The 22702-nt window shown below is 69.7% G+C and carries 16 protein-coding genes, 1 tRNA gene and 1 pseudogene; 12 read left to right on the top strand and 6 right to left on the bottom strand.

The features are described from left to right. Positions 1–101: 101 nt before the first annotated feature. Together Leucomu_RS11530 and hpf are read left to right on the top strand one after the other, a co-directional pair. Positions 102–830 (top strand): ComF family protein, encoded by a 729-nt coding sequence (locus Leucomu_RS11530; RefSeq protein WP_128387318.1) that lies wholly within the window; start codon positions 102–104, stop codon positions 828–830. A gap of 252 nt (positions 831–1082) precedes the next feature. Continuing rightward, positions 1083–1715, top strand: a complete 633-nt coding sequence (gene hpf / locus Leucomu_RS11525; protein ID WP_017883546.1) for a ribosome hibernation-promoting factor, HPF/YfiA family — start codon at positions 1083–1085, stop codon at positions 1713–1715. A gap of 105 nt (positions 1716–1820) precedes the next feature. Here hpf and Leucomu_RS11520 read toward each other — a convergent pair. Next, a pseudogene (locus tag Leucomu_RS11520) lies at positions 1821–2554 on the bottom strand (polyprenol monophosphomannose synthase). Between the two features lie 132 nt (positions 2555–2686). On the opposite strand from Leucomu_RS11520, the gene secA reads away from it, so the two are divergent. From secA to Leucomu_RS11500, 4 genes are all read left to right on the top strand, one after another. Then, positions 2687–5494: a preprotein translocase subunit SecA gene (gene secA, locus Leucomu_RS11515; RefSeq protein WP_194294553.1), complete on the top strand. Its 2808-nt coding sequence runs from the start codon at positions 2687–2689 to the stop codon at positions 5492–5494. A gap of 44 nt (positions 5495–5538) precedes the next feature. After that, positions 5539–6495: a DsbA family protein gene (locus Leucomu_RS11510; RefSeq protein WP_017883543.1), complete on the top strand. Its 957-nt coding sequence runs from the start codon at positions 5539–5541 to the stop codon at positions 6493–6495. Positions 6496–6531: 36 nt separating this feature from the next. Then, positions 6532–6604, top strand: a tRNA-Thr gene (locus tag Leucomu_RS11505). A 299-nt stretch (positions 6605–6903) separates the two neighbouring features. Then, a complete protein-coding gene (locus Leucomu_RS11500) occupies positions 6904–7854 on the top strand; it encodes a DMT family transporter (protein ID WP_128387317.1) in 951 nt (316 codons plus the stop codon). A 21-nt stretch (positions 7855–7875) separates the two neighbouring features. Here Leucomu_RS11500 and Leucomu_RS11495 read toward each other — a convergent pair whose 3' ends face one another. Continuing rightward, the gene (locus tag Leucomu_RS11495; RefSeq protein ID WP_128387316.1) at positions 7876–8433 is read right to left on the bottom strand and encodes a nitroreductase family protein; all 558 of its coding nucleotides are present in this window, start codon (positions 8431–8433) and stop codon (positions 7876–7878) included. Beyond that, a complete protein-coding gene (gene msrB, locus Leucomu_RS11490) occupies positions 8430–8876 on the bottom strand; it encodes a peptide-methionine (R)-S-oxide reductase MsrB (protein ID WP_194294552.1) in 447 nt (148 codons plus the stop codon). The genes Leucomu_RS11495 and msrB overlap by 4 nt, the downstream gene beginning before the upstream one ends. Positions 8877–9123: 247 nt before the next feature. Here msrB and Leucomu_RS11485 point away from each other — a divergent pair, with 247 nt between their 5' ends. Both Leucomu_RS11485 and Leucomu_RS11480 read left to right on the top strand, forming a co-directional pair. Then, the gene (locus Leucomu_RS11485) at positions 9124–12543 is read left to right on the top strand and encodes an HtaA domain-containing protein (RefSeq protein ID WP_128387315.1); all 3420 of its coding nucleotides are present in this window, start codon (positions 9124–9126) and stop codon (positions 12541–12543) included. Further along, the gene (locus tag Leucomu_RS11480) at positions 12543–13412 is read left to right on the top strand and encodes an HtaA domain-containing protein (protein ID WP_128387314.1); all 870 of its coding nucleotides are present in this window, start codon (positions 12543–12545) and stop codon (positions 13410–13412) included. Before Leucomu_RS11485 ends, Leucomu_RS11480 begins: the two co-directional genes overlap by 1 nt. Positions 13413–13531: 119 nt before the next feature. On the opposite strand, the gene Leucomu_RS11475 is transcribed toward Leucomu_RS11480, so the two are convergent. Beyond that, a complete protein-coding gene (locus Leucomu_RS11475; protein ID WP_031289850.1) occupies positions 13532–14344 on the bottom strand; it encodes a heme ABC transporter ATP-binding protein in 813 nt (270 codons plus the stop codon). Beyond that, entirely contained in the window at positions 14344–15411 is a 1068-nt protein-coding gene (locus Leucomu_RS11470) for a FecCD family ABC transporter permease (protein WP_017883536.1), read from the bottom strand. Before Leucomu_RS11470 ends, Leucomu_RS11475 begins: the two co-directional genes overlap by 1 nt. A 151-nt stretch (positions 15412–15562) precedes the next feature. Here Leucomu_RS11470 and Leucomu_RS11465 point away from each other — a divergent pair, with 151 nt between their 5' ends. The 4 genes from Leucomu_RS11465 (at position 15563) to Leucomu_RS11450 (ending at position 21042) form a co-directional block, all read left to right on the top strand. Continuing rightward, positions 15563–16678 (top strand): heme/hemin ABC transporter substrate-binding protein, encoded by a 1116-nt coding sequence (locus Leucomu_RS11465; RefSeq protein WP_128387313.1) that lies wholly within the window; start codon positions 15563–15565, stop codon positions 16676–16678. Positions 16679–16910: 232 nt separating this feature from the next. Beyond that, positions 16911–17687 (top strand): LytR C-terminal domain-containing protein, encoded by a 777-nt coding sequence (locus Leucomu_RS11460; protein ID WP_128387312.1) that lies wholly within the window; start codon positions 16911–16913, stop codon positions 17685–17687. 318 nt (positions 17688–18005) lie between these two features. Continuing rightward, positions 18006–19625, top strand: a complete 1620-nt coding sequence (gene groL / locus Leucomu_RS11455; RefSeq protein ID WP_017883533.1) for a chaperonin GroEL — start codon at positions 18006–18008, stop codon at positions 19623–19625. 193 nt (positions 19626–19818) lie between these two features. Beyond that, positions 19819–21042, top strand: coding sequence for a hypothetical protein (locus tag Leucomu_RS11450; protein ID WP_128387311.1), 1224 nt, complete (start codon positions 19819–19821; stop codon positions 21040–21042). A gap of 196 nt (positions 21043–21238) precedes the next feature. On the opposite strand, the gene Leucomu_RS11445 is transcribed toward Leucomu_RS11450, so the two are convergent. Then, positions 21239–22702, bottom strand: a complete 1464-nt coding sequence (locus tag Leucomu_RS11445) for a sensor histidine kinase (protein WP_128387310.1) — start codon at positions 22700–22702, stop codon at positions 21239–21241.

The following is a 22702-nucleotide window of genomic DNA, read 5'->3' as shown; positions in this document are numbered from 1 at the left end:
GCTCCGCTCACAGGCGAGGGATGCGGCGGATCGCGGGCGATCTCTCCACGGATCGCTCGAATGGGAGCGCCGCGGCGGCCTCGCTGCGCCAGGATCGGAGCGTGTCGATCATCGCAAAATTCAGAGGGGTCGGCCTCGACCTGCTGGCGCTGCTGTGGCCCACCACTTGCGTGAGCTGCGGCGACGCCGACCGCGAGTGCTGCCTGCCCTGCCGCGTGGAGCTGCGCCGCTCGGCGCCACCGCTGCAACCCGAGATCGGCGCTCCGTGCTTCGTGCGGGGCGCCTACGAGGGGCCGCTGCGCGCAGTGCTGGTCGCGTTCAAGCACGGGGGCCGCACGGGCCTCGGGCGCGAGCTCGGGGCGCAGCTGAGGGTGCCGCTCGCGGCGGCGCTGACCCGTTGCCGGGGCCCGGCAGCCCCCGTGATCGTCGCCGCGCCCTCGCGGCGCTCGAGCACGCGGCGGCGCGGCTACCGGCACGTCGATCTGCTCGTGAGCAGCGCTCTGCGAGGCCAGGGGGTGCGAGTGCTGCGAATCGCCGCGTTGCGGGCGGCTCGCGGGCGGCGCAGTCAAGTCGGTCTGAGCGCTGACGAGCGGGCGCGCAACGCCCGCAGGGTGCGCGTGCGCGCATCGCGCCGAGCCGTGCTGCGGGGACGCGAGGTGGTCCTCGTCGACGACGTGATCACCACGGGAGCGACCGCGCTCGCCTGCCGCGACGCGCTCGAAGCCGCGGGCGCGAACGTGGTCGCGGTCGTCGCGCTCTGCCATGCCCGGCGTCGCGACACGCGTGAGGCGTCGGGGCGTCCCGCAGGCCCTCCGAGGGTCGTCGGGTGACCCGATGCCGAGCCCCGAGCGGCCGTTCGCGACGCCGAGCGGCCGCGTTGAATCGTGCTCCCGGGCCGCGTTCCCGGGCCTCGCGCTCATCGACGGGCGGATGTTCCCGGGAGCTCCGCAGAGCTGAGCGAGGTTCCTGACCGCGAGCTCGGAGCCGAGGTGGAAACGAAAACCCCGAGTGCAGTAGAGTTCGGGAAAGGCGTAACGGTGCGCCACAGAGGCCCACCCGCCTGAGTCACTTGGGAGGTCACCATGGACGTGAACATCCGCGGCAAGAATGTCGGGATCACTGACCGCTTCGAGAACTACGTCGAATCGAAGACCGAAAAGGTGTCGGGCCTGTTGCCCCGGGCTCAGGCGCTCGAAGTGAAGGTTTCGCGCCAGAGCGACCGCAGTCCCAAGCACGGCGATCTCGTCGAGATCACGCTCATCGGGCCGGGCCCCGTGATCCGCGCGGAGTCCGCCGGCGGAGACAAGTACTCGGCCTTCGACATGGCCTACGGCCGGGTGCTCGAGCGCATCCGCCGCATGAAGGACAAGCGGCAGGACCGCCGCGGCCGCGGCCGCCTCTCGCTGGGCGACGCGGCGGCCCGCGACTTCGCCGAGATCGATGTCACCCCCGCTCCCGCCGAGGTCATCGACGCCGTCGCGACCGGCAGCATCCCGCTCCCCGATCAGCAGGGAGGCGAGGATCAGTACTCGCCCGTGGTGATCCGCAGCAAGGAGTTCCCCGCCGAGCGACTCTCGGTCGAGGACGCCGTGGACCAGATGGAGCTGGTCGGCCACGACTTCTTCCTCTTCGTCGAGAGCGGCACCGGCCGCCCGAGCGTCGTCTACCGGCGCAGGGGCTGGAACTACGGCGTGATCTCGCTCACCGAGGAGTAGCGCGCACGCCGGTTCGCCTCGGACGAGCCCCTCGCCCCTGCCTCAGGGGCGAGGGGCTCGCCGGTGACACCGCGATCGATCGCCCCGGCCGGCTGCGGAACGGCGTCAGCCGCGCCGCCCGAATCGCAGCCACCAGCCTCGGCGCAGCACGTTCCAGAGAGCCTCGAACACGATCCCGCACGTCATCTTCGAGTGGCCGCCCGCGCGCTCCACGAACGTGATCGGCACCTCCGCGATGGGGCAGCCCAGCCGCTCGAGCTCCCAGGCGGTCTCCACCTGGAAGCCGTATCCCTGAGAATCGAGCGAGTCCAGGTCGAGGCGCGCCAGCACGAGGCGTCGATCGCGCGGAACCCGCTCGTGAGGTCGTGCAGCCCCGAGCGCAGCGCGATCCGCGCCACCCGAGTGCCGGTGCGCGATATCCACCGCCGATAGCGCGGCCAGCCCACGATCCGCCCGCCCTCGATCCAGCGCGCGCCGATCGCGGCGCCGCCGTTCGCACGTGCGGCGTCGAGCAGCAGCGGCAGCTCGCCGGCGAGGTGAGAGCCGTCGGCGTCCATCTCGACCACCAGGCGGTACCCCGCGGCGATCCCCGCCCGGAATCCCGCGATGTAGGCGGTGCCGAGCCCGCTCTTCCCGGCCCGGTGCAGCACCTCGACGCGGGGCTCGGACGCGGCCAGCCGATCGGCGAGCGCCCCCGTGCCGTCCGGGCTGCCGTCGTCGACCACGAGCACCCGCGCCTCGGGCACCGAGCCCAGCACCCCGGCGATCACACCGGACAGCGTCTCGCGCTCGTTGAAGGTGGGGAGGATCACGAGCACCTCGCGCGAGGGTTCCCCCACTGGGCCTCCATCCGGGCAAGTCCCCAGCCGGTGCCGGGCTTGGCCTTGCTAAGCTGAGGAGTTGTCACAATTCGGCAACGGCGGTGAAGTCGCGAAGCGGACCACCGTGCAGAACCTTACAGGAGACACAACGTGGCGACAGTTCTCGAAAAGCTCCTTCGCGTCGGCGAGGGTCGCACCCTGAAGAAGCTCCAGCGGTTGGCCAAGACGGTCGCCGATCTCGAGGGCTCCTTCGCCGACCTCAGCGACGAGGAACTGCGCGGGGAGACCCTCGAGTTCAAGGCCCGCCTGGAGAAGGGCGAGACCCTCGACGATCTGCTGCCCGAGGCGTTCGCCGCCGTGCGGGAAGCCGCCAAGCGCACCATCGGTCTGCGCCCGTTCGACGTGCAGGTGATGGGCGGCGCCAACCTGCACCTGGGCAACATCTCCGAGATGAAGACCGGTGAGGGCAAGACGCTCGTCGCCACGATGCCGGCCTATCTCAACGCGCTGGCCGGCGAGGGCGTGCACGTCGTCACCGTCAACGACTACCTCGCCAGCTACCAGAGCGAGCTCATGGGCCGCGTCTTCCGCGCCCTCGGCATGACCACCGGCTGCATCGTCGCCGGACAGGATCCCGCCACCCGTCGAGAGCAGTACAACGCCGACATCACCTACGGCACCAACAACGAGTTCGGCTTCGACTACCTGCGCGACAACATGGCGTCGAGCGCCGAGGAGCGCGTGCAGCGCGGCCACTTCTTCGCCATCATCGACGAGGTCGACTCGATCCTCATCGACGAGGCCCGCACCCCGCTCATCATCTCGGGCCCGTCGTCGGGAGAGGCCAACCGCTGGTTCGCCGAGTTCGCCCGCATCGCGCGCAAGCTCGAGCCGGGCGTCGACTACGAGGTCGACGAGAAGAAGCGCACCATCGGCGTGCTCGAACCCGGCATCGAGAAGGTCGAGGATCACCTCGGCATCACCAACCTCTACGAGTCGGTGAACACCCCCCTCATCTCCTTCCTCAACAACTCGATCAAGGCGAAGGCGCTCTTCACCCGCGACAAGGACTACGTCGTGCTGAACGGAGAGGTGCTCATCGTCGACGAGCACACGGGCCGCATCCTTGCGGGCCGCCGCTACAACGAAGGCATGCACCAGGCCATCGAGGCCAAGGAGGGCGTGCAGGTCAAGGCCGAGAACCAGATGCTCGCCACCGTCACCCTGCAGAACTACTTCCGCCTCTACGAGAAGCTCTCGGGCATGACCGGTACGGCCGAGACCGAGGCCGGCGAGTTCATGTCGGCCTACAAGCTGGGCGTGGTGCCCATCCCCACCAACAAGCCCATGCAGCGCAAAGATCAGCCCGACCTCGTCTACAAGAACGAGGAGGCCAAGTTCCAGCAGGCCGTCGAAGACATCGCCGAGCGCTACGAGAAGGGCCAGCCCGTGCTCGTCGGCACGACGAGCGTCGAGAAGAGCGAGTACCTGTCGCGCCTGCTCGCGAAGAAGGGCGTGCGCCACGAGGTGCTGAACGCCAAGAACCACGCGCGCGAGGCCGCGATCATCGCGCAGGCCGGGCGCCTGGGCGCCGTCACCGTCGCCACCAACATGGCCGGCCGCGGCACCGACATCATGCTCGGCGGCAACGCCGAGTTCCTCGCGGTGCAGGAGATGGCCGCTCGCGGTCTCTCGACCGAGGAGGATCCGCAAGGTTACGAGGCCGCCTGGGACGACGTCTTCGACGCCGTCAAGCGCACCGTCGCCGAGGAAGCCGAGAAGGTCATCGCCGTCGGCGGCCTGTACGTGCTCGGCACCGAGCGCCACGAGTCGCGCCGCATCGACAACCAGTTGCGGGGCCGTTCCGGCCGTCAGGGAGACCCCGGCGAGAGCCGCTTCTACCTGTCGCTCGCCGACGACCTGATGCGCCTCTTCAACTCCGGCGCCGCCGCCGCGCTCATGAACCGCGACGGCTTCCCCGACGACCTCGCGATCGAGTCGAAGGTCGTCACCCGCGCCATCCAGAGCGCGCAGAGCCAGGTCGAGCAGCGCAACGCCGAGATCCGCAAGAACGTGCTGAAGTACGACGACGTTCTCGACCGCCAGCGCAAGGCCATCTATAGCGACCGCCAGCAGATCCTCGACGGCGAAGAGATCGAGTCGCGCATCGACGCGTTCCGCGAGCAGACGATCGACGCGATCCTCGATTCCCACGGCCTCGACGGCGAGTGGGACTTCGACGCCCTCTGGAGCGACCTCAAGCAGGTCTACCCGATCGGCATCACCGTGGACGAGCTCGTCGCCGAGGCCGGCGGCACCCGCGTCGACAAGGCGTTCCTGCGCCGGGAGATCCTCTCCGACGCCGAGGTCGCCTACCGTAAGCGCGAGGAGGAGCTCGGCGAGGAGGCCATGCGCGAACTCGAGCGCCGCGTGGTGCTCGCCGCGATCGACCGCCGCTGGCGCGACCACCTCTACGAGATGGAATACCTCAAGGAGGGCATCGGCCTGCGCGCGATGGCGCAGCGCGATCCGCTGATCGAGTACCAGCGCGAGGGCTTCACCATGTTCGAGGGCATGATGGGGCAGATCAAGGAAGAGTCCATGGGGATGCTCTACAACCTCGAGGTGAAGGTGCGCCCCGCCGCCGGCCCGCAAGACCACGTGCACCTCGAGGGTGGCGGGCTGGAAGACCAGCAGACGCCGGATCAGTCCAAGCTCAGTTACACCGCACCCGACGAGGACGGCGCGCCGTCCGTCAGCGGCGCGCAGGGCGAGACCGGCGCCGGCGCGCGTGCGCGCAACGCCGCACGCGGCAGCCAGCCCGCGCAGCCCCAGCAGCCCGCGCAACGCGGAGCCTTCGGCCAGCAGGTGCCCGGCGACGGCACCCCCCGCGAACCGAGCCGAGCGCCGCGCGAACAAGAAGAAGTAAGGCGAGGCGGCGGGCCGCCCAATCCCTGAGAACGACCGGAGCCGACCGGCAGGCGGCACTACTGGAGAGAGCCATGGCAGAGAAACTCACGAAGAACGAGCGCCGAGAGCGGGCGCGCGAGCAGGCGCGCCTCGCCCGCGAGGCCGAGAAGCGCCGCGAGAAGCGCGGCCGCCTGCTGCTGCAGGGCGGCATCGTGGTCGGCGTGCTGGCGATCCTCGCCGTCGTCGCCCTCATCCTCACCCAGACGATGAAGCCCGCCGGCCCCGGCCCCGAGAATATGGCCTCCGGCGGTGTCGTATTCACCAAGGACCTCAAGGTGGTCGAGACCCCGGCGCTGCAGTCCGGCGAGGAGCGCGAGGCGCCAGAGGTCGACCGCAAGCAGCTGCCCCTCGACGTGAGCATCTACGTCGACTACATGTGCCCCGCCTGCGGCGCGTTCGAGCAGCAGTACGGCACGATGCTGGAGAACTACGTGGGCAGCGGCGACGTCACCCTGCAGGTCTACCCGCTGAACTTCCTCGACAGTGCGTCGCTCGGCACCAAGTACTCGACCCGCGCCGCCAACCTGTTCAGTTGCGTGGTCGAGCAGCAGCCCGACGTCGCATTCAAGCTGCACAACACCCTCCTGAGCGCTGAAGTGCAGCCGGCCGAGGGCAGCACCGGCCTCACCGACGACGAGCTGCTCGAGCAGGCCGAGGGCGCCGGAGCCGAGCTCACCGACGAACTGCGCCAGTGCGTCAAGGACGTGCGCTTCGGCAGCTTCATCGCCGCCAACTACAAGGCCGTGAGCGAGACCGGCGTGCAGGGCCTCGCCAAGGGCGCCCAGATGTTCGGCCCCGGCGGCACCGAGCTGCAGCCCGCCGACCAGGCGCAGCGCCTCGTCAGCACCCCCACCGTCATCGTGAACGGCCAGCAGTGGAACCAGGCTCGTGACGGCGATCTCGAGTCGTACCTGCTGAAGGTCAAGAGCGAGGTCGAGAAGAACAGCTCGGCCGCCGACGATTCCGCCGACGCGGAGGACTCGGAGTAAACTGCTCGGGGCGGCGGCGCACGTCGCCGCCCCCTCGCCGCCTTAGCTCATCTGGTAGAGCAGCGCCCTTGTAAAGCGCAGGTGGTCGGTTCGAGTCCGACAGGCGGCTCGCAGAGAAAACGCGCCAGCGTTTTCTCAAGAGGCGCGCGGCCACTGCTGCGGCCATGGAGCGCAGCGAGGGCTGGGCTCGCAGAGAAAACGCGGCAGCGTTTTCTCAAGAGGCGCGCGGCCACTGCTGCGGCCACGGAGCGGAGCGAGGGCTGGGCTCCACGCTGGCCCCGCTCCGCGGGGCCTTTTGCGTGTCGCCGCCTGTCGGTCTGCGAATCGACTCCGGTGTCGCCGGCTCCACCGGCTTCCCGCGCAGCAGCCCGCGGCGCTTCCCGGCGCGCAGGCTCCTGTCGGAGGAGTATGGTTGACCGGGTGCATGTGAGGTTCAGGGTTCCCGTCGCGCTGCTCGGCTCCGGTACTGCGGGCATGCTGGTCGCGGTGCAGTCGCGCATCAACGGCGGCCTGAGCCAGCAGATCGGCAGCGGATACCTCGCCGCGCTCGCCTCGTTCGGCTCCGGCCTGCTGCTCGTCGGGCTGGTGCTGCTCTTCACGCCGAAGGCGCGACGCGGCATGGGGCTGCTCACGGCGGAGGTGCGGGCGGGCCGGTACCCCGTCTGGGGGCTGCTCGGCGGTACCTGCGGCGCGTTCTTCGTGCTCACGCAGGGGCTTGTGGCGTCGGTGATCGGTCTCGCGCTGTTCACGGTCGGCATCGTCGCCGGTCAGGTGCTCGGGGGCCTGCTCATGGATCGCATCGGGCTGGGTCCGGGCGGCCGGGTTGATCCGTCGCTGCCGCGCGTGACGGGCACGATCCTGGCGGTCGCGGCCGTGGCGATCTCGGTCGCGGGCGGCCTCGGCGGCGCGGGATCGCCGTGGCTCGTGGTGGTTCCGCTGGTGGCGGGCATCGGCATGTCGTGGCAGTCGGCGGTGAACGGCCTGGTGCGGGCGGCCGCGCAGAGCGCGATCGCGTCGACGTTCGTGAACTTCGTGGTGGGCACCGCGGTGCTCGCGGTCGCCGCAGCGGTGTCGGTGGCCACCCAGGGGTGGCCTGAGAACTGGCCGAGCGAGCCCTGGTTCTACGTGGGCGGCGTGATCGGCGTGATCTTCATCGCGGTGGCCGCGATCCTCGTCCGCCTCACCGGGGTGCTGCTGCTCAGCATGTCGAACGTCGCCGGGCAGCTCATCGCGTCGGTGCTGCTGGAGGCGGGGTTGCCGCTCGCCGGCGGTGTGACGGCCGCCATGGCGGTCGGCACCGCCGTGGCGCTGGCGGCCGTGGTGATCGCGTCGCTGCCGGGGCGCGGCTCGCGGGCGTGACGGATCCGGATCGCCGCCGGATCAGAGTTCGCTGAGGTGCCGTGAGAGATCGAGGGGCTTGCGCGGCTTGACGCGGCGCTCCTTCTCGGGCACGCCGCCGACGTAGATCCAGCCGAGCAGATACTCGGGCTTCTCGACCCCGAGCGCCTTGCGCACGGCCTTCGCGCGGGTGAGCGATCCGGTGCGCCACATCGTGCCCCAGCCGGCCTCGTGCAGCAGCAGGCCGAGGGTGTGCGCGACGCCGCTCGCGACGGCCTCCTGCTCCCAGAGGGGAATCTTGTCCTTGCGCGGGCTCACGACGATGGCGAGCAGCAGGGGAGCGCGCTGCGCCTTGGCGACGTACTTCTCGCGGTCGCCGCCCTCGGCCTTCGCGAGCGCTTTGCCGAGCTTCTTGCGGGCGTCGCCGCGCAGCGCGATGATACGCCAGGGGCGCAGCCCGGAGTGGTCGGCGATGCTCGACATCGCCGACACGAGCTCTTCGAGCTCGGCCTGCGACGGGGCGTCGTCGGTGACCTTCGAGTAGGAGCGGCGGTTGCGCACCGCGTCGAGCGCGGCCCGTGGCGTCGACTCGGCGCTCATGCGCCGGCCGTGGTCTCGTCGGACCCGGACTCGAACGAGAGGGCCAGGGAGTTCATGCAGTAGCGGTCGCCGGTGGGGGTGCCGAAGCCGTCGGGGAACACGTGGCCCAGGTGCGATCCGCACTTCGCGCACCGCACCTCGGTGCGCACCATGCCGAGGCTGGAGTCTTCGAGCAGTTCGACCGCCTCGGGGCGCACGCTCTCGTAGAAGCTCGGCCAGCCGCAGCCCGAGTCGAACTTGGTGCCCGCCACGAAGAGCTCGTTGCCGCAGGCGCGGCAGCGGTAGAGACCGTCGCGATCCTCGTTCAGCAGTGCTCCGGTGCCGGCCCGCTCGGTCGCGGCCTGGCGCAGGATCGCATACTCCTCGGGGGAGAGGCGCGCGCGCCACTCGGCGTCGTCGAGGCGCACCTCATAGCGGTCATCGGGTTCGACCGGCTGGTTCACGGTACTCCTTCGCGCGCGTCGATGCGCTGCCCAGTGTACGCCGGGAGGCTGCTGAACGTCAGGGGAGAGGATCGTCGACACGGGTAGAACGCACACCCGACTTGCATCATCCGATGATATTCGTCAGACTATTGGTGATCGACTGGGGTTAGGTATGCCTTAGTCACATCCGAGGGAGGCCGAGCGCCTCCTTTTTGACGAGAAGCCTCGTCTGCAACCGCCCCCAGAAACAAGGAGCATCGCGCACGTGATCCAGCACGATTCGCAGGTACGCAGCAGATCATCGAAACTGCTCGCGCTCATCACCACCGTCCTCGTCGCGCTGAGCGGCCTCTTCATGGTGCCCACGGCCGCGCACGCTGCCGGCCCTGAGATGGTCGCGTCGGAGGCTCCCCGCGAGGGCGGCACCGTGACGGTGACCGGCTCCGGCTTCGACGGCAGCAACAGCGTCGGCGTGTACGTCGGCATCGGCCCGGCCGGGCTGCCGGGCTTCTACCAGGGGTCCGCGCAGCTGCTCGATACGGTGTGGGTCGCTCCCGGCAACGTCGAGGGGGAAACCGGCGTTGGTAAGACTGCTCCTCTCAACGGGGACGGTACGTTCTCGATCACCTTCGAGGTGCCCGCCTTCGCTGAGGGAGCGAACTATGCGCTGTACGCTTCGAAAGCGCACGGCCAGGGCTTCAGCGATCCGTCGCAGAACGCGGTGGGATCCATCTCATACGCCGCCGCTCCGGTGGTGACCGAGACCGTGACGGAGTGGTCCTCGGTTCCGAGCGCTCCGGTGACCGAGGGTGCGAGCTTCGATCTCCAGGCCATCGTGACCCCCGTGGGGGCGGCGGGCACCGTGACCTTCACTGAGGACGGCGTGGCCATCGGATCCGCAACCGTCGACGCCGCGACCGGCATCGCCGGCGCCTCCATTCCGGCCCTGGCGGTGGGTGACCACAGCATCATTGCGAGCTTCGCTCCCGATGAGGCTGCTGTGTACGCCCCCTCCTCGACTGGGACGCCGGTAACGGTCACCGTCGAGGCGGCTGCCCCGGTGTGGTCGCCTGAGGTGCAGGTGTTCTTGGGTGATTCGACGACTCCGCTTGCTGCGGGTGCGCAGGTGTACAAGGGTGACAAGCTGACGATCAAGGGCACCGGGTTTGATCCGGCTGCGAACGTGGGCGGTCGTGGCATGCCGATCCCGAGCACGTTGCCGCAGGGTTCGTATGTGGTGTTCGGCAAGTTCGCTGAGGCGTGGAGCCCGGCTGACGGGGTGGCATCGTCTCAGCGGAAGGCCGGCCCTCAGGGGTGGGTTCTGGCTGAGAGTGTGCTGAATCAGATTCCGAACGATCGGGGTTTCCAGGACACGGTGCGTTCGCAGTGGGTGTCGCTTGCCGAGGATGGTTCGTGGACGGCTGAGCTGACGCTGGCTGATCCGAAGGATGCTGCGACGGTGACCGGCGATTACGGCGTGTACACCTATGGTGCTGGTGGTGTGAACAACAAGGCGCAGGAGACCAAGCTCGCGCTGAACTACACCGACAGCGAACGCCCCGTGGATCCCACCTTCGAGGCCGATCTGCAGGTGTTCCTCGCCGACGGCGTCACCCCCTACGACGGCCGTGAGGTGAAGGAGGGCGATCAGCTCGTCGTCAAGGGCACCGGGTACGACCCCTACGTGAACAAGTGCCTGCCCGGCCAGATCACGTGCGACCTCGGCGGTATCGGCACTCCCATCCCCTCCGACAAGCCGCAGGGCACGTTCGCGGTCTTCGGTCACTTCGCCGAGAACTGGAAGCCCTCGGCCGGCGTGAAGAGCGACCAGCGCAAGATGGACAAGAGCAACCGCGCTTGGGCTCTCGCCGAGGACACCCTCGAGCAGGACGTACCCGCAGAGCACCGCGACACGATCCGTACGGAATGGGTCGATCTCGATCCGGCCACAGGATCGTTCACCTGGACGGTCACGCTCAAGGAACCCGCAGATCTCGTCTCGGGCGGCAAGTTCGGCATCTACACCTACGCGGGTGGCGTCAACACCAAGAACGCTGCCCAGGAGAAGATGGTCTCGCTCAACTTCAAGGGCAAGGATCGTACGCCGACCCCCGATCCCGAGGTCGCCAAGGGCGGCCTGAAGTGGGGCGTCAAGGAGAGCTTCCGCACCTACGTCGAGGGTGGTGCCGGCGGCACCATCACGATGCTCGGCGCCGCGAAGCGCTCCGGCAGCGTCTTCGAGTTCCCGCAGATCACCGGCGGTTCGTGGAACACGAAGACCGGCACAGGCAACGTGCGCTACGCGGGCGGTGTGGGTTTCAGCGGCCACAACGGCGGTCTCGCACTCACCCTGGCCGATCCGCAGATCACTGTGGAGAGCGCGACCCGGGCTGTGCTGAGCGCGAAGCTCGACAACACGCTCGTGCGCCTCGTGGACATCGACCTGAGCAAAGCGAAGCGCACTGAGGACGACGGCACCGTGACCTGGACGGGGGCGCCCAGCGCGCTGCGGGCCGACGCGGTCGACCACTTCCTCGGTTTCTACCCGGCCGGCAGCGAGATGGATCCGGTCACCTTCACGGTGGGTGCGGCGTCTGACGTGAAGCCCACCGATCCGGTGACCCCCAAGCCCAAGCCCGAGCAGCCGAAGCCCGTCGCTCCGGCCCCCGTGCAGCCTGCGCAGGGCGCCCAGCAGGCCGGTTCGCTGACCTGGGCCGTGTCGTCTGGGTTCGCGGGCTACACGACCGGCCCGATCGCGAAGGGCAGCGTCACCGGTAACGGTGTCGGCGGCGGTGCGGGCGGCTACGTGTTCCCGCAGGCCGGCAGCTCCTGGAACGCGGCGACCCACACCGGCTCGGTGCTGTACTCGGGCGTGGTGACCTTCAGCGGGCACGGCGGACAGATGAGCGAATCGTTCGGCAACCCGGTCATCACTGTTACGAGTGCCGTCTCGGCTACCATCACGGTGCGCGGGCAGAGCTACCCTGTCAATCTCGCGGTAGCGGCAAAATCCGTGGGAGCTAACGGTGAGGTCACTTGGGCTGGTGCACCCGTCGCAGGGCGTGTTAGCCGTGAAGGTGTGAGCGATGCAAAGTACTCGTTTGGCATTGACCCCGTCACCTTCACGGTGGGCTCGGCGAGCGGTGCGAGCTACGGCTCGACGACTGTTGCGGCGAAGCAGACCAAGCGCACCCCGGCCGCGACGCCCCCGGCCACCACCGGCATCCAGGTGGTGACCCCCACGAAGAAGCTGGTGCCCGGCGGCGAGATCGAGATCGAGGCCTCCGGCTTCGAGCGCAAGGAGCGCGACATCCTCGTGGTGCTCTACTCCGACCCGATCGTGCTCGACGAGGCTGCGGGCGCCGACGAGAACGGCACCGTGCGCTGGATCGGCACCCTGCCCGAGGACATCGAGCCCGGGGTGCACACCATCACCCTGCAGGGCAGCATCAACGCCGGAGCGGTGATCGAGATCGCCGAGAAGGCCGAGACCGCGAAGGTGAAGGTCAAGAAGAAGGCCACCAGCGCGATCGCGGAGCAGGCGGAGCCCGTGGCTGCCGGCGTGGTACCGACCGACGACGGGCCCGTGTGGGTCTGGTGGGCGGCCGCGATCGCCCTGCTGGTGATCGCCGGTGCGACGACGGGTCTCGTGGTCGTGCAGCGTCGGGGCAACAGGGGAGAGTGATGAGCAAGAAGACCGCAGCGCTCCGGGGTCTCGTCACCTCCGCGCTCATCGGTGCCGCCGTCACGGCGGCACCGGTGGCCGCGACCGCGGCCCCTGCGACCGCCGAGGCGAACGGTTCCTGCACCGTGCAGTCGGCTGAGATGACCTGGGGTGTGAAGGAGAGCTTCCGCTCCTACATCAGCGGTTCGATCGCGAACGGCGAGTGGACCGTGAGCGACGACATGCGATACGAGACGCCCGACTTCATCTGGAACCAGGTCGAGGGCGCCTTCTCCGAGACGCTCGAGGAGGGGCGGATCGCGTTCACCGGTGCGGTGCACTTCACCGGTCACGGCGGCGCCATGGAGCTCGACCTCGCCGATCCGGTGATCGAGTTCGCGGGTGACGACACCGCCTACCTGCTGCTCAGCATGGGAGCCACCGATACGGCGAACGCGGGCAGCGAGGCGGCGACCTCCGAGGTGCGGGCCGCGAAGATCGATATCACCGGCGTCGTCGCAGCACAGGGCGGCGACCTCGAGATCGTCTCGGCACCCACCCGCCTCACGGCGGAGGGCGCCGACGCCTTCAACGGCGAGTACGGAAGCTACGTCTCGGGAGAGGAGCTCGATCCCGTCAGCCTCACCGCGGCGGCCGACTGCGTGCTCGCCGAGAGCACGGCCGAGGAGCCGACGACCCCCGCTGAGCCCGCAGAGACGGCGGAGCCCGAGCAGGCCGCAGAGCAGGGTGTGCCCTGGCTGCCGATCATCATCGGCGGCGTGGCGATCCTCGTCATCGGCGTGACCGGAGGCATGCTCATCGCGGGCCGCGGCAAGAAGCAGCCCGCCGCCGAGCGGGAGACCGACGGGAGCTCGTCGCCAGAGGCCTGATCGAGTCGGCCCATCTGTGCCGAGACGGCCCACGATTCACGCGAATCGTGGGCCGTCTCGGTGTTTTCGGGCCGACTCAATGATGCCGCGCAGGCCGGCTCAGCGGCGGGCCCGCCGCGTCAGAAGCGCCGCGGCAGCACGATGCCCCTGCCCGTGACGGGGTGGGGGATCACCTCGACGGGCGTCTGGTAGACGTCGCTGACCACCTCGGCCGTCAGCACCCGCTCCGGAGCGTCGCAGGCGATGATGCGGCCGTCGCGCAGCAGCGCGATCCGATCCGCGTACGCCCCGGCGAGATTGAGATCGTGCAGCACCACCAGCACCGCGTCGCCCGCACGCGCCCGCTCGCGGGCGATCCCGAGCACCGCCTCCTGGTGCCCCAGATCAAGGGCGGCCGTGGGCTCGTCGAGCATCAGCACCCCGGTGCGGCCGGCCATCACGCGGGCGAAACCGGCGCGGGCCCGCTCACCGCCCGACAGCGACGGAACGCGGCGGTTGCCGAGGTGCGCGATGTCGGCCGCGGCGATCGCCTCCGAGATCGCCGCGTTGTCGTCGTCCTCGAGCGGAGTGCGCCGCCACGGCGCCCGCCCCATCTCGACCACCTGATGCACGGTGAACGGGAACAACAGCTGGTTGTCCTGCAGCAGCACGCCCCGGCGCCGCGACAGCTCGGAGAGCGACCAGTCGCCGATCTCACGATCGCCGAATCGCACCGATCCGCGATCCGGAGCGACATCGCCCGACAGCACGCTCAGCAGTGTCGACTTGCCCGCCCCGTTCGGGCCGAGCAGCGCGAGCACCTCGCCCGCGCGCAGCTCGAGCGACACCGAGTCGAGCAGGGCGCGGCCGCCGCGCTCCAGGTGCACGGCCTCGGCCGCGCACACCGTCTCGCCGATCGTCGCGCGTTGCGGGATCTCGATGTGGCGGGCCATCAGCCCCACCCCCCGCTGCGCTTGCGCGTGCGACGCAGCAGCCAGAAGAAGAAGGGGCCGCCCACGAGCGCCGTGAGCATGCCGATGGGCATGTCGGCGTTCGGAACCACCGTGCGCGCCGCGAGGTCGGCGAGGGTGAGCAGCAGCGCGCCGCCCAGCGCCGACGCGGTGACGAGCGGCAGGTGGGCGGGGCCGAGGATCATGCGCATCAGGTGCGGGATCACGAGGCCCACGAACGAGATGATGCCCGCGAAGGCCACCGCCGCGCCGGTGAGCAGCGCCACGACGAAGATCATGCTGATGCGCAGCACTTCGACGTTCACGCCGAGATGACGCGCGTTGCGCTCGCCGAGCGACAGCAGATCGAGCTTGCGGGCCGCGAAGTACGCGGAGAGCAGGCCCACGGCGATGACGGGCGCGATGATCGCGACCTGCGACCAGCGGCTGCCCGCGAGACTGCCGAGCTGCCAGAAGACGATCTGCTCGCGCGACTGCGTATCGCCGAGGAAGGTGAGCAGTGCGATGCCGGCGCCCGCGATCGCGTTCACCGCGATACCGGTGAGCACCAGTGTGACGACCTCGGTGCGGCCCTCGGCCCGGCTCATCGCGTAGACCAGCAGCGTCGCGCCGAGGCCGGCCGCGAAGGCGAACACCGCCGTCGTCCACTCGCCGAACACCGTGACGCCGAAGACGATCGCGAGGCCCGCACCCACAGCCGCACCCGACGAGATGCCGATCACACCGGGTTCGGCGAGCGGGTTGCCGAAGATGGCCTGCATGAGCAGACCCGCGACGGCGAGGCCCGCCCCGATGAGCGCGGCGATCGCGACGCGCGGGAAGCGCACCGTCCACAGGGTCTGATCGCCCATGGGGTGGCTCGGCAGCGGCAGCCAGTCGATGCCGACGCGGTGCAGCAGCGACCCGAGCACCTCGAGCGGCGGGATGCCGAGCTGGCCCGTGCTGCCCGACAGCACGATCGACACGAGCAGCGCCACCGCGAGGGCCGCGAACAGGATGGTTTTCGTCGTCGCGCGACGAGATGTCGTGGCGGACGAGGAGACGGTCATGCGAGCTCGGAACACCTTTGCGTGGAACACGCGGCGAGCGCGGCTCGGCCGGTGTGGAATGGGGCGGATCTTCGAAGTCCAGTAATCATCATACCTAGCTTGGGTTAGGCTAAACCCCGGTATTCAACGGATGAATGAGGAGCGCCGTCGTATGAAGTTGGGATCGAAGCGCGGGATCGCCGCGCTCGCGCTCGTCGTGCTGCTCGGGATCGGTGTGACGGGGTGCCAGAGCGGCTCCCACCACGGCGGTTCGGCCGCGGCCGAACCCGTCGAGCTGCCGCCCCTGAGCGAGATCACCCCGCTCGAGGACCCCACCGCCTACGAGGGGCCCACGACCGCGCTGGTCGGCGGTCCCAGCATCCCACCGCTCGCGGAGGAGCCCGAGCAGCAGCTGCCCGCCACCGTCACCTCGCACGACAACTCGGGCGACACCGAGGTGACCGTGACCGACAACTCGCGCATCGTGCCGCTCTCGCTCAGCGGCTCGATCGGCGAGCTCGTCTACGCGTTCGGCCTCGCCGACCGCATCGTCGGCCGCGACATCTCTACGAGCTTCCCAGGCTCGGACGACATTCCCGTGGTCACGAAGGACGGCCACTCGATCGACGCCGAGGGCGTCCTCGCGCTCAACCCCAGTCTCATCATCACCGACGGCAGCATCGGCCCGACCGACGTCGTGCTGCAGCTGCGGGAGGCCGGCATCCCCGTCGTCACCGTCGATCGCGCCGTCGACGCCGAGGGCAGCTTCGCCACCGCGCAGCAGGTGGCCGACGCGCTGGGCGTCGGAGCCGCCGCCCCCGATCTCATCGACTCGCTGGGCCAGGCCATCGCCGACAAGGAGGCCGAGGTGCAGCGGCTGCTGCCGGCCGACGAGTCGAAGCTGCCGCGCGTCGCCTTCCTCTACGTGCGCGGCACCGCAGGCGTCTTTTACCTCTTCGGCGAGGGCAGCGGTATCGACTCGCTCATCCGCTCGGTCGGCGCCGTCGACGTGGCCGCCGAGATCGGCTGGGTCGGCGAGAAGCCCATGACCGAGGAGGCGCTGATCGCGATGAACCCCGACATCATCATCGTGATGACGAAGGGACTCGAGAGCGCCGGCGGCGTCGACGGCCTGCTGCAGGCGCAGCCGAGCATCGCCCTCACCGAGGCCGGGCAGCACCGGCGCATCATCGACGTCGACGACTCCGTGCTGTTCGCGGGCGGCACCCGCATCCCGGACGTCATCGACGGGCTCGCGCGCGCCATCTACGCGCCCGACTCGCTGTAGGCGCCGCGAAGCGTCGCCGCGAGCGGCGGCTCAGGGTCGCGCCTCGTGCCTGAGGAACTGTCAGGAAGCGGCAGGGTACTCTAGTGTGTGTCTCAGCCGGATCGGACGTGGTTCCGCCATCCTGCGCGAGGTGCGGGCCGCAGGATCTCGTCGGGAGATCGCGGGGTTCGCGAGTTCGCGCGAACCGACGCGAGCTGAACTGAAGCAGGTGGACGACCGAACGGGAGCAGGGTTGGCGCAGAAGAACGAAGGCACGAGCACGCCTCGTGGCGCGCGCCAGGACTACCCCGAGGATCGCTTCGACCGCATACCCCGCAGCGGTCGCGTCGGCGCCCACCGCATCACGGCCCGGCCCCGGTACGTCTGGCAGTACCTGGTCGCCGCCCTGCTCGGCTTCGCCCTGCTCACCACCGTCGGAATCGCGATCGTGAGCGGGCTCGGCAACGTCGGCAAGTTCACCGGCGACCGGCCCGCGACGACGTCGAACGCGCCCAGCACGCCCGACGCGGTGCTCGACCCCACGGCCACCGTCGCCGTGCTCAACGGCACCGAGATCCCGAATCTCGCCGCCGCGCTCGACCAGCTCATCACGCAGCAGCAGTGGGGCACCATCCTGTTCAGCGGCAGCGCCGCGGCGAGCGACGTGCAGATCTCGGCGGTCTTCTACTCCGACTCGGCCGATGAGTCGGCTGCAGCCGGCCTCGCGGCCGAGCTGGGCGGCATCTCGACGTACCAGACCGAGGAGTACCAGCAGTACGGCGCACGCCTCATCGTGCTGCTCGGCGGCGACTACGCCGGCCCCGGTCTCGACGAGGCGCAGGCGCTGACCGGCGGATCCGCCCCCGCAGAGGAGGTGCAGATCGACCCCGAGACGGGCTACCAGATCGACCCGACGACCGGGCAGCTCATCGATCCCGCCACCGGCTGGCTGATCGATCCCGACACGGGCTGGCCCGTCGATCCGGAGACCGGCGCGCCGGTCGATCCCGCGACCCTGCCCGCGGAGTGAGTCCGGCGGGCGAGACCGCCCTCCGCTCGCGCGTACCCGCGCTCCCTGCTTGATCCGCGCACTCGTGGCGGCTTCGCGCTCAGGTTTCCCTGTGCGTGCGGCTTCCCCGTGCGCTCGCATGCAGGGTGCCCCGTGCGCGCACGGGGTCCACTCGGCTGTGTTCGCTCCTCGCGAGCATCCCTGCTTGCACTCGCCATGCTTGAGTGCCAAGATTGGTGTTAGCAGTCGATTCGACTGAGTGCTAAACATCCGTGCGTCGGTGCCCGGCGCCGGCACGGAGCCCACCATCAGTAAAGACGTCCGGGAGGGGCGAAATACATGGCAAAGATCATTGCATTTGATGAGGAAGCGCGTCGTGGGCTCGAGCGGGGTCTCAACACCCTCGCCGACGCCGTCAAGGTGACGCTCGGCCCGCGCGGCCGCAACGTCGTCCTCGAGAAGAAGTGGGGCGCCCCCACCATCACCAACGACGGCGTCTCGATCGCCAAGGAGATCGAGCTCGACGATCCCTACGAGAAGATCGGCGCCGAGCTCGTCAAGGAGGTCGCCAAGAAGACCGACGACGTCGCGGGCGACGGCACCACCACCGCCACCGTGCTCGCTCAGGCGCTCGTGCGCGAGGGCCTCCGTAACGTCGCCGCCGGCAGCGACCCGATCGCCATCAAGAAGGGCATCGAGAAGGCCGTGGCCGCCGTGTCGGCCAAGCTCCTCGAGAACGCGAAGGAGATCGAGACCACCGACGAGATCGCCGCCACCGCCTCGATCTCGGCTGCCGACGAGCAGATCGGCCAGCTCATCGCCGAGGCCATCGACAAGGTCGGCAAGGAGGGCGTCGTCACCGTCGAGGAGTCGAACACCTTCGGCACCGAGCTCGAGCTGACCGAGGGCATGCGCTTCGACAAGGGCTACCTCTCGGCCTACTTCGTCACCGACGCCGATCGCCAGGAGGCGGTCTTCGAGGATCCCTACATCCTCATCGTCAACAGCAAGGTCTCGAACATCAAGGACCTGCTCCCCGTCGTCGATCCCGTGATCCAGTCGGGCAAGCAGCTCCTCATCATCGCCGAGGATGTCGAGGGCGAGGCGCTCGCGACGCTCGTGCTCAACAAGATCCGCGGCATCTTCAAGTCGGCCGCCGTCAAGGCTCCCGGCTTCGGCGACCGCCGCAAGGCCATGCTGCAGGACATCGCGATCCTCACCGGCGGCACCGTCATCTCCGAGGAGGTCGGCCTCAAGCTCGAGAACGCCACCCTCGACATGCTCGGCAGCGCCCGCAAGGTCATCATCACCAAGGACGAGACCACCATCGTCCAGGGTGGCGGCGACGAGGAGCAGATCCAGGGCCGCGTGGCTCAGATCCGCCGCGAGATCGAGTCGACCGACAGCGATTACGACCGCGAGAAGCTGCAGGAGCGCCTCGCCAAGCTCGCCGGTGGCGTCGCCGTCATCAAGGCCGGCGCCGCGACCGAGGTCGAGCTCAAGGAGCGCAAGCACCGCATCGAGGACGCCGTGCGCAACGCGAAGGCGGCCGTCGAGGAGGGCGTGCTGCCCGGCGGCGGTGTCGCGCTGATCCAGGCCGGCAAGGACGTGTTCGACTCGCTCGAGCTCTCGGCCGACGAGGCCGTGGGCGCGAAGATCGTGCGCGCCGCCATCGAGGCTCCGCTGCGCCAGATCGCGCAGAACGCCGGCCTCGAGCCCGGCGTCGTCGCCGATCGCGTCGCCAACCTGCCCATCGGTCACGGCCTCAACGCCGCGACCGGCGAGTACGGCGACCTGGTCGCGCAGGGCATCCTCGATCCCGCCAAGGTGACCCGTTCGGCGCTGCAGAACGCCGCGTCGATCGCTGGCCTCTTCCTCACCACCGAGGCCGTCGTCGCCGACAAGCCCGAGCCCGCCTCCGCGGCTCCGGCCGATCCCGGCGCCGGTATGGACTTCTAAGTCCGAAGCTCACGCAGGGGCCGCACCTTCGGGTGCGGCCCCTGCTGCGTTTCCGGGGGTTCCTGGGCGCCGTGCTCCTCCCTCGCCCTCCCTGCCTCCCGCCCCACTCTCACTCTGTCCTCGCTCTGCCCCGTCCCTGCCCCGTCCCCGCTCCCGATCCCGCCCCTGCTCCCGCCCCATTGAGCTGACGCGTGTGGCCGTTTTGTGGGAGGCAGAGGGCCACACGCGTTATCTCGCACGGGAAGGGCGGGCGGGCAACAGGGCGGGCGGGCCGGATCGCAGCGGCCGGATCGAGCCGGAGGTCTATCCGAACTCAGCACTTCGTCCACAGGCGGCGCCGGGCGCGATTTTCTGGCGTGGATCGGCGGCCCCTGTGGGGAACCGCGTTTCAGCCCGTCACGTCCTCCAGGGTGAGGCCATGCCCTCCTCCCGCGGACCCCGAACCTCGCCACTGCCTCCTCGCGCCTTTCTCGTCGGCGAGGGGATGCGGGGCGAGTTGAGCCGGCGACAGCTTCGCCACCCCAGATTCGAGGCGCCGCACCGGGGTGTGCGGCGTCTCAAGGACGACGCCCGCTCGGCGCACCTTCGCGAGCGTGTCGCACGTGCGGCCGCAGACTACCTGCCGCTGCTGCGTCGGGAGCGCCGGGAAGCGTTCAGTCACACCACCGCGCTGCACCTGTACGGCGCCCCGATTCGCACCCCGGTCGAGGTGCACGTCTCGATCGCCGCTCCGCACGGGCCCGCCCGCGGCCGCAATGTGCTGGGGCATCACCACGGTGCCCGCGTGCGGCCGAGAGCGCTGCGCGTGGCGGGTGCGGCGACGGCATTGCCCTGCGTTCCGCCCGCCACGGCGCTCATCCAATCGGCGTCTCTGCTGAGTTTCCGCGAGCAGGTGGTCGCCATCGATCATCTCGTGAGGGTCCGAGGGCGCGCAGGAGGGGAGTGGTCTCTGGCCGAACTGCACGATCTCGCCGCCGCGGTAGCGGATTCGAGCGCGCGAGGCATCCTGAGGCTCAGGGCAGCGCTGAGCGTCGCCCGCATCGGAGCGGAATCGCGTATGGAGAGCCTGCAGCACTTCGAACTCGCGCGCATGGGGGTCGATACGCTGGAGTTGCAGGCCGACCTCCACGACCGCGAGGGCGTCTGGATCGGCAGATTCGATTCGGTGGATCGGGTGAAGCGCCGCATTCTCGAGTACGACGGAGAGCAGCATCGCATCGACCGCGCGCAGTACTTGCACGACGAGCGCCGCCTCGACCGCGCTCGTGACGAGGGCTACCGGGTGATGCGCACGCACTACGAGGACTTCCGCCCGGAGGCACTCGAACGCACGAGGGCCGGCCTCTGCGAGTTCCTGCAGTGCCGTCCCCGGCCGATCCCCGCCTGGCTCGAGCGATACTTCGCCGAGCCGTACTGAGGGGGGCGCCTACCCTCCCTCCTTCCCTCCTGCCCCGCCCTGCACTGAAACTCGTTCGAACTGACGCCTGTGGTCGCTCTGTGAAGGCGAAACGACCAGAGGCGTCAGCTCGAAACCGGGGAAGGGCGAGGGGGAGGGAAAGCGGGGAGGGAGGAAGGAAGGGAGGGAGGGGGGGAGAGGAAGGGGGCGGGACGCCTCAGGCTCCGGCGGTGTCGTCGGCGGGCTCGGGGGCGGGCAGGTCGATCCGGAACGTCGCTCCGCCGCCCGGTGTCTCGTGCACGTCGACGGTGCCGCCGTGCGCGTCCACGATCGACTTCACGATGGCGAGGCCGAGGCCCGATCCGCCGGTCTCCCGGTTGCGCGAGGTGTCGGCCCGCCAGAACCGCCCGAAGATCTTCTCGCGGATCTGCTCGGGGATGCCCTCGCCGTGGTCGACGATCTCGAAGCGAGCCATCGCCCGGCGTCCCTCGGCGGGGGGCGCGGTCGAGACCACCACCTCGATCGGGCTGCCCTCGGGCGTGTGGCGCATGGCGTTGCCGATGAGGTTCGTCATGAGCTGGCGCACCTTGTGCTCGTCGCCGAGCACCTCGGGGGCGGCGGCGTCCTCGACGACGCTCACCTCGCGGTCGGGCGCCTGCGCGCGCGCGTCGAGCGCAGCGTCGTGCGCGAGCCGGTTCAGCGACAGCGGCGCGAGTTCGAGGGGGCGGCGCTCGTCGAGGCGGGCGAGGGCCAGCAGATCCTCGACGAGCGAGGTCATGCGGATCGCCTCCTTCTCGATGCGCTCCATCGCCTGCCCCACCTGCTCGTCGTCCTGCAGGGCGCCCATGCGGTACAGCTCGGCGTAGCCGCGCACCGACACGAGGGGGGTGCGCAGTTCGTGGCTGGCGTCGCCGATGAAGCGGCGCATGCGCTCGATGGTGCGGGCCCGGTCTTCGAGCGAGCCGTCGAGGCGGTCGAGCATGACGTTGAGTGACTCGCCCAGGTGCCCGACCTCGGTGTGCGGGCTCGACACCATGATGCGCTTCGAGTAGTCGCCGCGCGAGATCTCGAGCGCGGTCTGCTCGACCTCGGCGAGCGGCAGGAAGGTCGCGGTGACGAGCAGCCGCGTGAGGGCCGCGCCGAGCAGGATGACGGCGATGCCGAACGCCGTGAAGATCACCACATACTGCGCGAGCACCTGGTTGATGAAGCCGCTGGAAACGGCGATGAGCAGGGTGCCCCTGACGACGCCGTTCTCGCTGATCGGCAGCGCGATCGCCTGCCACTCGGTGCCGTCGGGGCTCGACATCGGGATGGGGCGGTCGTGGTTGAGCAGGCCGGGCGGGGGCACCTCGGGGATCGCGGCCGACTGCTCGCCCCTGGTGTTGTCGTACTGCAGTGAGCCGTCGGCGCCGAGCAGGGCGACGTAGTACACGCGGGGCGCGCCGAGCACGTCGTTGCGGGTGAGGTCGGTGACGTCGGCGCCACGGGCGAGCGCCTCCGTCGGGTCGTTGCGCAGCTGGAGCAGGGTGCTCGTCTGGGTCGAGGCCAGGATGGGCCGCAGCACCGAGAGGGTGCCGACGCCGGCCACGATGAGTCCTAGGAACAGGATGAACACCGTGACGCCGGTGATCTTCGCGCGCAGCGAGACATCGGCCCAGCGGTCGGCGAAACGGGTCAC

It is taken from the genome of Leucobacter muris, from assembly GCF_004028235.1.
Taxonomy (GTDB): domain Bacteria; phylum Actinomycetota; class Actinomycetes; order Actinomycetales; family Microbacteriaceae; genus Leucobacter; species Leucobacter muris.
The sequence above is the reverse complement of the archived record's forward strand: the minus strand, read 5'-3'. Positions and strand labels throughout refer to the sequence as shown.

What these genes read in the sequence shown, in the direction of transcription:
- groL (WP_017883533.1), top strand. Translation starts at nt 18,006, where the DNA reads ATGGCAAAGATCATTGCATTTGATGAGGAAGCGCGTCGTGGGCTCGAG.
- Leucomu_RS11495 (WP_128387316.1), bottom strand. Translation starts at nt 8,433, where the DNA reads ATGAGCGCCGAGTCGACGCCACGGGCCGCGCTCGACGCGGTGCGCAAC.
- Leucomu_RS11480 (WP_128387314.1), top strand. Translation starts at nt 12,543, where the DNA reads ATGAGCAAGAAGACCGCAGCGCTCCGGGGTCTCGTCACCTCCGCGCTC.
- Leucomu_RS11475 (WP_031289850.1), bottom strand. Translation starts at nt 14,344, where the DNA reads ATGGCCCGCCACATCGAGATCCCGCAACGCGCGACGATCGGCGAGACG.
- Leucomu_RS11470 (WP_017883536.1), bottom strand. Translation starts at nt 15,411, where the DNA reads ATGACCGTCTCCTCGTCCGCCACGACATCTCGTCGCGCGACGACGAAA.
- Leucomu_RS11500 (WP_128387317.1), top strand. Translation starts at nt 6,904, where the DNA reads ATGGTTGACCGGGTGCATGTGAGGTTCAGGGTTCCCGTCGCGCTGCTC.
- Leucomu_RS11465 (WP_128387313.1), top strand. Translation starts at nt 15,563, where the DNA reads ATGAAGTTGGGATCGAAGCGCGGGATCGCCGCGCTCGCGCTCGTCGTG.
- Leucomu_RS11510 (WP_017883543.1), top strand. Translation starts at nt 5,539, where the DNA reads ATGGCAGAGAAACTCACGAAGAACGAGCGCCGAGAGCGGGCGCGCGAG.
- hpf (WP_017883546.1), top strand. Translation starts at nt 1,083, where the DNA reads ATGGACGTGAACATCCGCGGCAAGAATGTCGGGATCACTGACCGCTTC.